Source organism: Psychrobacter pasteurii (genome assembly GCF_900162815.1).
Lineage (GTDB): Bacteria > Pseudomonadota > Gammaproteobacteria > Pseudomonadales > Moraxellaceae > Psychrobacter > Psychrobacter pasteurii.
This window is the reverse complement of the sequence record NZ_FUGD01000033.1, coordinates 19868-30341: the sequence shown is the minus strand read 5'-3', so window position 1 is coordinate 30341 and position 10474 is coordinate 19868. Positions and strand designations below refer to the sequence as shown.

General features: G+C 42.7%; 8 protein-coding genes. 4 read left to right on the top strand and 4 right to left on the bottom strand.

Annotation, left to right across the window (positions count from 1 at the left end; genetic code table 11):
• Positions 1-177 (top strand): zinc ribbon domain-containing protein (locus tag A1232T_RS00970; protein ID WP_143513926.1); only part of this gene is annotated, 177 nt, incomplete at its 5' end.
• On the opposite strand, the gene A1232T_RS00965 is transcribed toward A1232T_RS00970, so the two are convergent.
• Positions 174-407, bottom strand: coding sequence for a pilus assembly FimT family protein (locus A1232T_RS00965; protein WP_077447619.1), 234 nt, complete (start codon positions 405-407; stop codon positions 174-176). The two genes, A1232T_RS00970 and A1232T_RS00965, sit on opposite strands and share 4 nt — an antisense overlap.
• Positions 408-894: 487 nt before the next feature.
• On the opposite strand from A1232T_RS00965, the gene A1232T_RS00960 reads away from it, so the two are divergent.
• The 3 genes from A1232T_RS00960 (at position 895) to mscL (ending at position 4846) form a co-directional block, all read left to right on the top strand.
• Positions 895-2040 (top strand): OmpA family protein, encoded by a 1146-nt coding sequence (locus A1232T_RS00960; protein WP_077447618.1) that lies wholly within the window; start codon positions 895-897, stop codon positions 2038-2040.
• Between the two features lie 200 nt (positions 2041-2240).
• Positions 2241-4088, top strand: a complete 1848-nt coding sequence (gene typA, locus A1232T_RS00955; RefSeq protein WP_077447617.1) for a translational GTPase TypA — start codon at positions 2241-2243, stop codon at positions 4086-4088.
• Between the two features lie 323 nt (positions 4089-4411).
• On the top strand, positions 4412-4846 hold the full coding sequence (mscL, locus tag A1232T_RS00950; protein WP_077447616.1) for a large conductance mechanosensitive channel protein MscL: 435 nt from the start codon (positions 4412-4414) through the stop codon (positions 4844-4846).
• A 162-nt stretch (positions 4847-5008) separates the two neighbouring features.
• Here the strand turns inward: mscL and mutM are convergent, their stop codons facing one another.
• From mutM to rlmD, 3 genes are all read right to left on the bottom strand, one after another.
• Positions 5009-5941, bottom strand: coding sequence for a bifunctional DNA-formamidopyrimidine glycosylase/DNA-(apurinic or apyrimidinic site) lyase (mutM, locus tag A1232T_RS00945; RefSeq protein ID WP_077447615.1), 933 nt, complete (start codon positions 5939-5941; stop codon positions 5009-5011).
• Between the two features lie 2 nt (positions 5942-5943).
• Complete coding sequence (locus A1232T_RS00940; protein ID WP_425272049.1) at positions 5944-8559, bottom strand: RelA/SpoT family protein; 2616 nt, start codon at positions 8557-8559, stop codon at positions 5944-5946.
• Between the two features lie 263 nt (positions 8560-8822).
• Positions 8823-10376, bottom strand: a complete 1554-nt coding sequence (gene rlmD / locus A1232T_RS00935) for a 23S rRNA (uracil(1939)-C(5))-methyltransferase RlmD (protein ID WP_077447613.1) — start codon at positions 10374-10376, stop codon at positions 8823-8825.
• Positions 10377-10474 lie beyond the last annotated feature (98 nt).

Here is a 10474-nt window from a genome sequence, read left to right as displayed (position 1 = left end):
ACCTGCTCGTGCTGCCATAAAATAAGTGACAGTAGTCCAAAAGGTAGAGCAGGTTTGCGAATAAGAGGATGGACTTGTGCTGAGTGTGGCACATGGCATGATAGAGATATCAATGCTGCTAAGAACATCCTTGCGGTCGGGCTTGACCGTCTAGCGGTAGGAATCCCCTCGGTTTAGCGAGGGGAGGAAGTCAATTGATTGCGGACTTCTTTGGCTTCCCAGCGTTTTAAGGCGCCAAGAAATGAAGGGACAGCTATAGAAGTTAAGGTAATGAGTAGCACGAGGGTGAATAGTAGCTCTACCATAGTAAACCCTTGGTTTTGACCTATTTTGTTTGGGTTAAGTTCAAGATTATTACAGTGCTTTGATACTCTTTGGCTTAGTAACTTAACAATAGGTAATGGCATTATAGGTTAACCTTATAGTCTGAATAAGTACTGGCTTGGGCTTAGCCCAGTGATAGCCTAGTGTTTGTGGCAATATATAACCTATTGTCAAATTTTGTTACATTTGGTGAAAAACTAAGGGTCAAGGATAGAACTCTTTGAGTAGATGTATTAGAATTGATGTTAGTAAGTTGTGTATCACATTTAGTCATATTTAATTACGTATCATTAAATCCCATAAAAAATATGAATGTACTGATTAGATTGTGATTAACTTCGGTTAATCTCCTGATGATTGATTACAATTTAATTAGCAAGTGGTTTATGTAATTTTTATGTGTACTAGATGACTGGGTCACAAAAATATGTTGTAAATAAATTAATTTATATATAAGCTATTATGCGAAAGTATAAATTAGTGCTTGGTTTATTTTTTAAATGAACTAAGCATTACAAATTAGAGATATTAAGTGTTTTTTGCACACAAACCGTCCCTTGGAGGAAGTTTATGAAACTTAACAAAATTACTTTGGCTTTAATTGCCGCTGCTGCAGCGCCAATGATGGCTACTGCTGGTGTAACTGTGAGCCCAATCTTACTTGGTTACCACTACACTGAAGCTCAAGACGATGACAACCAAGAAAAACTTGGTTTTTACCAAGAAGATGACCTATACACTGGTGCTGCACTAGGTATCGAGCTAACCCCATCTACTCAATTCCAAGTTGAGTATGGTGTTACAGATTCAGACGCTATTGCAACTGATGGCTCTAAGTTTGGTGATGCTGAGCGTGAAATGATCAGTGGTAACTTCCTAGTAGGCTTTGACGAGTTTACTGGCTACCGTGACACTGCTTTCCGTCCGTACGCTCTAATCGGTGCCGGTCAGCAAAAAATTAAAGTTAAAAATCCTGATGGTAGTGAAAGAGCTGAGACTAAAGATACTATCGGTAACCTAGGTCTAGGTGCTATGTACCGTATCAACGATGCATTAAGCCTACGTGGTGAAGCTCGTGCTATCCACAACTTTGATCACAACCTATGGGACGGTATGGCTCTTGCTGGTCTAGAAGTAGTTCTAGGCGGTCACTTAGCTCCAGCAGTAGCTGCTCCAGCAGTACCACAAACTCCAGTAGTTGTTGTTGAAGCTGATCAAGATTCTGACGGTGACGGCGTAATCGACAGCTTAGACCAGTGCCCTAACACTCCTGCTAACGTAGTAGTTGACGAAACTGGTTGTCCAGTACAAGTTCAGATCGACGACGAACTGAAAATGGAACTACGCGTATTCTTCGATAACGACAAATCAGTTATCAAAGAGCAGTACAAGCCAGAAATCGCTAAAGTAGCAGAAAAAATGCGTGAGTATCCAAACTCATCAGCTAGCATCGAAGGTCACGCTTCTAAGACTGGTCCATCAGCTCGCTACAACCAGCGTCTATCTGAAGCCCGTGCAATCGCTGTTAAGACTATGCTAACTAACGAATTCGGCGTAGCTCCTAACCGTTTAAGCACTGTTGGTTACGGTTATGACCGTCCAATCGCGCCAAACGATACTGAAGAAGGTCGCGCAATGAACCGTCGTGTGTACGCTGTTATCACTGGTAACAAAACCATGACAGTTGACCAAACTAAAGATATGAACGTTCAGTAATATCTTGAGTATGTTTTAGTAGTTATTTAAAAAAAAGCTGCCAAATTGGTGGCTTTTTTTTGTTGTATACCTTGAGTAACCTTTACATTTTTCTTAAAGCATTCATAAAATCAGTTTATTAACTGTAATATAAAGGTGTTATACTGCGAGCGTGAAAAGAGTTACTGATTATTACCCGAAAAATATTGAGTCTTTAAAATATGTCTAACGAAATACAAAATTTACGCAATATCGCTATTATTGCTCACGTCGACCATGGTAAAACCACCCTAGTTGATACACTATTACATCAATCTGGTACCTTCGACGATCGTGCAAATATTGCGGAACGCGCAATGGATTCAGGCGCAATTGAACAAGAACGTGGTATCACGATTCTTGCAAAAAATACAGCCATTAAATGGCGACATCCAGAAACAGATGTTGAATACCGCATTAATATTGTAGACACCCCAGGTCACGCCGACTTCGGTGGTGAAGTAGAACGTGTAATGTCTATGGTTGACTGCGTACTACTGGTAGTAGATGCGATTGATGGCCCTATGCCACAAACTCGCTTCGTAACCCAAAAGGCTTTTGAGCAAGGCTTGAAACCTATCGTTGTAATTAACAAGATTGACCGTCCTGGCTCTCGTCCTGATTGGGTAATGGATCAAATATTTGATTTATTCGACAACTTAGGTGCCACTGATGAGCAGCTAGATTTTAACGTTGTTTATGCTTCAGCTCTTAATGGTATTGCTGGTCTAGATGCAGATAACCTAGCTGATGATATGACTCCATTATTTGAAACCATCGTGGATAAGGTTGAACCACCACAAGTGGATGCAGATGCTCCATTCCGTATGCAGATTTCAAGCCTAGATTATAATAACTTCGTAGGCGTTATTGGTATCGGCCGTATTGAGCGTGGTCGCATTTCAACCAACACACCAGTTACTGTGATTGATAAAGAAGGTAAGACTCGCAACGGTCGTATCCTTAAAATCATGGGCTATCATGGTCTAGACCGTATTGATGTTGAAGATGCACAGGCAGGTGATATCGTGTGTATCACAGGTGTTGATGCTTTGAACATCTCTGATACTATTTGTGATCCTAACCATGTTGAAGCTTTACCACCATTAACCGTGGATGAGCCAACAGTTTCTATGACTTTCCAAGTTAACAACTCACCTTTTGCAGGCCGTGAAGGTAAATTTGTTACTTCACGTAATATCCGTGAGCGTTTAGAGCGTGAGCTTATCCATAACGTTGCACTGCGTGTAGAAGACACTGAGTCAGCTGAGAAATTCAAGGTTTCTGGTCGTGGTGAGCTTCACTTATCAGTATTGATTGAAAACATGCGTCGTGAAGGCTATGAGTTAGCAGTTTCACGTCCAGAAGTTATCGTTAAAGAAGTTGACGGTAAGCTTCAAGAGCCTTATGAAAACGTAATTTTTGATGTGGAAGAGCAGCATCAAGGTACTATCATGGAGCAAGTTGGTCTTCGTAAAGGCGAAATGACGGACATGCAACTTGATGGTAAAGGTCGTATGCGTATTGAAGCAGTTATGCCAGCACGTGGTCTTATTGGCTTCCGTTCTGAGTTTATGACCTTGACTTCTGGTACAGGTATCTTAACTTCAAGCTTCTCACATTACGGTCCACAGAAGATTGGTGATGTAGGTGGTCGAGTTAATGGTGTATTAGTATCAATGGCAAACGGTGTTTGCTTGGGCTATGCACTATTTAACCTTCAAAAACGCGGTAAGCTTTTTGCTGAGCCACAACTTGAAGTGTATGAGGGTATGATTGTTGGTCTGAACTCACGTAGCGATGATATGGTTGTTAACCCAACTACCGCTAAGCAGTTAACCAACGTACGTGCCAGTGGTACGGATGAAGCTTTAACGCTAGTTCCACCTATCAAGTTCACTCTAGAGCAAGCGCTTGAGTTTATCGAAGATGATGAACTGGTTGAAGTAACACCTAAGTCAATTCGTCTACGTAAAAAGTATTTGACTGAAAGTGAGCGTAAGCGCCACGGCCGTAAAAAAGAAAAATAAGCCAACTGTTTACAGTCATAAGTTAGAAGGTAGGGAGTCTTTTGGTAGATTTTAAGCTTAATAAAGCTTATCACTTACTATAAAGCTAAAGACTATTTACATTTTGACTACGGACTAACATTTGGGAAGAGTTAATATAGGCGCATAGTCTATGTTAACTCTTTTTTATTTTTAACCTATATTAAGTGAAAACAACTCATCTTTCTTGACGAGCTTCTATTTAACTTTATCCCTTTTTTTGCACAAGCGCATTAAGCAATTAACACTTATTTGCTTACTCTAGCTGCTTGTGCTTTTTTTGCTAATCTTTTGGAGGATTAATTATGAGTATGATGTCAGAGTTTAAAGAGTTTGCCCTAAAAGGTAACGTGATGGACTTAGCTGTGGGTGTCATCATTGGTGGTGCGTTCTCAGGTATCACGAACTCATTGGTTGAAGATGTAATTATGCCGATCGTTGCTTTCATCGCTGGCGGTGAGCTCAACTTTAAGAATATGTTCATCTTATTAGGGGATGCGCCTGAAGGCGTTGCCATGACTTATGATGCTTTAAAAGAAGCGGGTGTGCCACTATTAGCTTACGGTAGCTTCTTCACAGTATTAATCAACTTCTTAATCCTAGCTTTCATCATCTTCATGATGGTTAAAGGTATGAATAAAATGCGCCGCAATAACGAAGTTGAAGAAGAAGTGGTTGAAGAGACCCCATCAGAAGAAGTTTTATTACTTCGTGAAATCAGCCAAAAGCTTAGCAAGTAATTATGCATTGATTAATTATTACTTGCCTGTAGTTAGATAGGCATAGGTAGCCACTCAGTACTAAGTTAAGCGACTGATGTGGATACAAAGAAAAACGGAAGTTAATTTAATTCACTTCCTTTTTTATGCCTAAAATTAACCAAAGAGCTTGGTCTGTCTATATTACTGTCTAGGTTCTGGCTGACAGTTAGGGCAGAAGGTACTGGCACGGCCGGTAATGGTTACCTTATCTATAGAAGTATCACAGGTGGGGCAGGGTAGCTTGTGCTTGCCATACACCAATAAGGTCTGCTGAAAATAACCAGTCGTGCCGCCGGCCACCGTGAAGTCTTTTAAGGTCGAACCACCCTGGATAATGGCTCTTTTAAGGATTGAGCGAATGTGTTCTGCCAGTTCAGATAGCTTAGACTTGCTTAGCTTGTGGGCAGGCATACTGGGATGAATACCTGACATAAAAAGGCTTTCAGTGGCATAGATATTACCTACACCTACCACAAACACTTGATCCATTATCACAGCTTTAATCGGGCGAGTGATGGGCTTTAAGGGGGCTTTATTTAGCGTCTTACGGGCTTTGTTTTCAGAGACTCTATGAATTTTATCGTATAGATAATCTCCAGAGAACTCTGCATCCAAAGGCTCTGCTCCTAAGTGAGCAAACAGCTTTTGTTCATAGTCATCTAACCACAAGATAGCCCCAAAACGGCGAGGGTCATGGTAGTGTAGCTGAATGGAGGCATCAGAAGCCTTATCGCTAGCATACTGCATAATTACATGGTCATGCTTACGCTTATCAGTGCCAGTGGGGAACTGCTGCAAACTACCAGACATGCCTAGGTGAATAATTAAGGCCTTAGTTTTTGGTAGGACTGTAACGGCTTCAGTGGTGTCAGGCTGCGGATCTTGCTTAAATTGCAAAATCAGATATTTGGCTCGGCGCTGAATGTTATCAAGCACATACCCTTGTAGGCTATCAATGTCCTCAGGAACCTGCCAACGTAGTTTTGGCTGAAAGACCTCAACTGCTTCTACTTTCTTATTAAGTAAAGGCTTGAGACTGGTCTTAGTGGTTTCAACTTCAGGTAACTCAGGCATAATTAAACGGCCCTTCTAGCATGTAGGATACCAGGCTGCTGCTCAAGCTTGGCTAGTAACTTTGAAAGTTGCGATAGACCAGTCACCTCAAGACGGAATTTAAGGTGTGCCACATTATCATCATCACTATTGGTATCTACTCCACGGATATTGACATTTTCTTTGTCGATAACTTGGGTTAGGTCACGAAGTAGGCCTCTTCTATCATAAGCTTCAATAATGATTTCAACAGGCTGATAACTGGTTTGCTGTGATACCCAAGATGCAGAAATCTCGCGTTCAGGCTCGCGCTCAATTAAGCGATTGTACTCTGCACAGCCTCGATTATGGATAGAGACCCCGCTACTTTGAGTAATAAAGCCGGCGATAGGCTCACCGTAGACTGGCTGACAGCAGTTGGCAAATCGGGTTTCTATATTATCTAGGCCATCTACATTAATTTTATAAGCATCGAGTTTGCCGGTGACCTTAGGATGCACGCTTGGGGTGTAATCCTGCTCTTCCTTATCGGTCACTAAGTCAAGCTCTCGTGAGATATGCCCTGTCAGTTGATGCAGACCAATTTCACCGGTAACTAGGCCCACTAAGATATCGTCGGCAGAGTTGACATTAAAATGTTTGACGTAGTCTTTTAAGCTAATGCTATTAGGATGGACCGACAAACGGCCCAACTCTTTTGTTAGCATCTGTCTGCCAATCTCTAAGTTCTTGTCACGGTCTTGTTTATTAAACCACTGACGTAGCTTTGAGCGGGCACGTGAGGTTTGAATATAGCCCAATGAAGGCACCAACCAGTCTCGGTTTGGCTCACGCGAAGACTTGGTGATAATTTCGACCTGTTCACCTGTTTTTAATTGATAGGTGAGGGGAACATAACGCTGGTTTACCCGAGCGGCTTGGGCACGGTTACCCACTTGAGTATGCACATAGTAGGCGAAATCTAAAACCGTTGCGCCTTTAGGCAGTTCGGTAATATCTCCATCACGGCTAAACACGTAGATGTGTTCTAGCTCACCGAAATCTACCAGTTGTTCTTCGTCTTCATCTAAGTCAAACTCATCAATAATGCCATCAGGAGACAGGTTCTTATTTGTGCTATCACTACCTGCTAATAATAACTGACGTAACGAGTTAATCTTCTGATTGAGGTAAGTGTCCTGTTTGTTTTTGCCGCCTTCTTTGTAGTTGACGTGGGCACACATACCCAGCTCAGCTTCAAAGTGCATCTGATGGGTACGAATCTGAATTTCTAAAGATCTGTTTTCAGCGATAACTGCGGTATGTAGCGAGCGGTAACCGTTGGCCTTAGGATTGGTGATATAGTCATCAAACTGCTCTGGAATGTGGCGCCACATACTATGAACGATACCTAAGGTGTGATAACACTCAGCTTTAGTATCGACCAACACGCGCAGGGCGCGAATGTCATATAGCTGATCAAAGGATAAGCCTTTTAGCTTCATTTTGCGGTAGATCGAGTAGATGTGCTTAACCCGTCCTGAAACCTCGCCTTTAATACCGGCTTCGGATAAGGCTGCTTCGAGCTGGGCTTGTACCCGCTCAATGTAGGCTTCACGCTCACTGCGCTTTTCAGATAGTAGCTTGGCAATCTCTTTGTAGCGATCAGGGGCAAGATAGCGAAAAGCTAAGTCTTCCAATTCCCATTTGATTTGAGCGATGCCCAAACGGTGCGCTAAAGGCGCATAAATGGTCATGACTTCACGTGCTACACGCTGTTTTCGCTCTTCACTGGCATAGGATAACTCACGCATAGCGAAGGTACGCTCAGCGAGCTTGATGAGCACTACGCGAACGTCATTGGTCATTGAAATCAGCATGCTATAAATATTGGACAGTTGCTCACGCTGATTATTGGCGAAGTGGTCTTCTAATCGCTTATTGCTCTCAATGGTCTCGGAGAGTTGACCCAAAGCCAAGGCATCTCTAACCAGTTTGGCTACTTCACTGCCAAAAATCTCTTCGATACGCTCATTAGAAATAAGCTTGGTGCGCGCCGCACGATACAGCATGGCAGCGGTCAAAGCATCCTCATCTTGGTATAGGTAAGTGAGAATATCGGTCATACCAATACCGGTCATATAGGCGCTAGAACGATTGTCTTCAGCCTCTAAGCTAGACTTTCTACCCACCACCTCACAAGCTTTTGCCAGATCGGGTAATTCAGCAATATTAACTCGATTAGAAACAGCTTTTAACCAAGCGGGTAAATCGATAATGGTGTTTTCCGCTAAGGTCTTATCTTTATCTGGCTCGTCGGTAAAGCTTGATTTGTTTTCAGACTCTGCAGTGGGAGTCATATTATGAGAGTAGGTGAGGGTGTCGAGTTGTACTCGCTCAACCAATGCTGCATCATTAAGAGGTAGGAAATCCGCTTGGATAGAGCGGTCCATGGCAGTGGTAAGTTTTGAGGTGGCTAATTGTTTTTTTAAATCATCATTAAGTAAGTCAAAGGAATCACGAGCACCAGGCTTATAGTAACCGTGTTGCTGCTGAGCAATCATTTGCGCAGCTAGGGAGGCACTGTCTTCAGTTGTTGTTTGACCATCAATAAGGGGCAACCCTTCGCGAACTTTTACCAAGTCTTCCTCCCTTAACATAAGTTAGACAGGTTTAAGAACTTAAACCTCGCCCTGTACTATGCTGTTTGTTATTACTTAACTATTGTTTATTATTATCTTATCTATTAGAAATTTTTCAAGTTCTGCTCTGTGAACAGTTGTGAGCCAAGGTAACCTTTGGCTCTATTAGCGATATTTTATAAGCAGTGTATAGTAAGTAATTAAATCTGTTTAATACTATAGTGAGCTTACTTAACTCTTAGTTTTCATATAAGACTTAAGAAACTCACTATAGATAAAAGCTAAACGGACTCTGCTTTTTCAAAACGGGCAATGGATTCAACGTGGCCTGTGTGACAGAACATATCCATCACCCCAGCATCTGTTAAGCGATAGCCTTGTTCAATCAAAGCCTTGGTGTCACGAGCCAGTGTGGCTGGGTTACAAGACACATAAACGATGCGTGAGGCATTGAAGCGAGGCAGATACTGCATAACTTCCCAGGCGCCTGAGCGAGGTGGGTCAATTAAGATGGCATCAAAGCCTTGCTGTGCCCAGGGTTGATCACTGAAATCTTGCGTTAAATCTTGATTGTAAAACTCCGTATTGCTAATGCCATTGCGTTTGGCATTATCCGCAGCACGGGCGGTCATAGCGTCTGAGCCTTCAACCCCAATGGCCAGACCTTGAGTGCTATCTTCACCACCGACTAGACGGGCTAAAGGTAAGCTAAAGTTGCCCAGACCACTAAATAAGTCTAATACGCGCTCACCAGGCTTTAAATCTAGTAAGTCACAAGCAAGCTTAGTCATCTTACGGTTTACAGATAGGTTAACTTGAGTGAAGTCGGTAGGAATGAATTCATAAGTTAGGTTGAATTCAGGCAGTTGGTAGTACAAACGACCAAACTGCTCAGTTAAGTCATCTTCCTCATGTAACGCGATACGCTCAATACTATCAGGCCCTTTAGACTGTAAATATAACTGCCAGTTACGGGCTTTAAAGAAGCTCTTTAGTTTATCGATATCGCTGTCTGAGAGTGGCTCAAGGTTACGCAAAATTAGCGCTACTGGTTGATTGCCATCAGGCAGCTCAGGCTGTGCTTCCCCCATGGCAAGCTCTACTTGAGCAATGTGAGCACGGGCTTCAAGCGAGCTGATCAGAGCTTTTAAGTTCTCTAGCTCAAAGCCAATACGTTCATCTAAAATGTGACACTCATTTAACTCGGCTAAGAAGTTGCTGTTACGCTCACGAAATCCTACTAGCGCTGTGTCTTTTTTCGCCACATAACGTACTCCCATACGGGCTTTGGTACGATAGCCTAGACGGTCTGCTACCACAGGCTCTAGCCAGTTATCAGGCTGAACTTCAGCTTGGTGTTGAAGCAGTTCTGCTAACACAGTTTGTTTAAAGGCAATCTGACCGTCAGGTTGCCAATGCTGCAGACTGCAACCGCCACAAGTACCAAAGTGTGGACAAGGTGGGGTTTGACGCTCTGGATGAGCGTTTTCAATCAGTTCAACCGTGTCACCTTCTTCAAAGCTTTTTCGGCTATTGGTTAGACGCACACTTACGGATTCATTAGGCAAGGCAAAGCTAACAAATACCTTTTTGCCATGTTTTTCTTCAATATGACCTTCGTCAACACCAAACTCATTGCCATAAATAGCCACACCACGACCATCATGAGATAAGCCATCAATTTTGAAAGGAAGCGGTGGCGCATCTTTCAAGCGGCGACGCACTCTAGAGCTGGGCTTAGATAGCTTCTTACTTGGGGCTGCTGCTAACGACGCATTGTCAGTGCGGTTGTCGGCTGGAGAAGGGGTGTTGTTTGTATTATCGGTGGGCTGCATAAACCTGCCTGTCTGTTAAATGTGCCAAAAATTAAGGATAAATATTAGTGAGATTTTACCACATAAACCCCTTGGCCGAGACTTAACCGTTATCAATA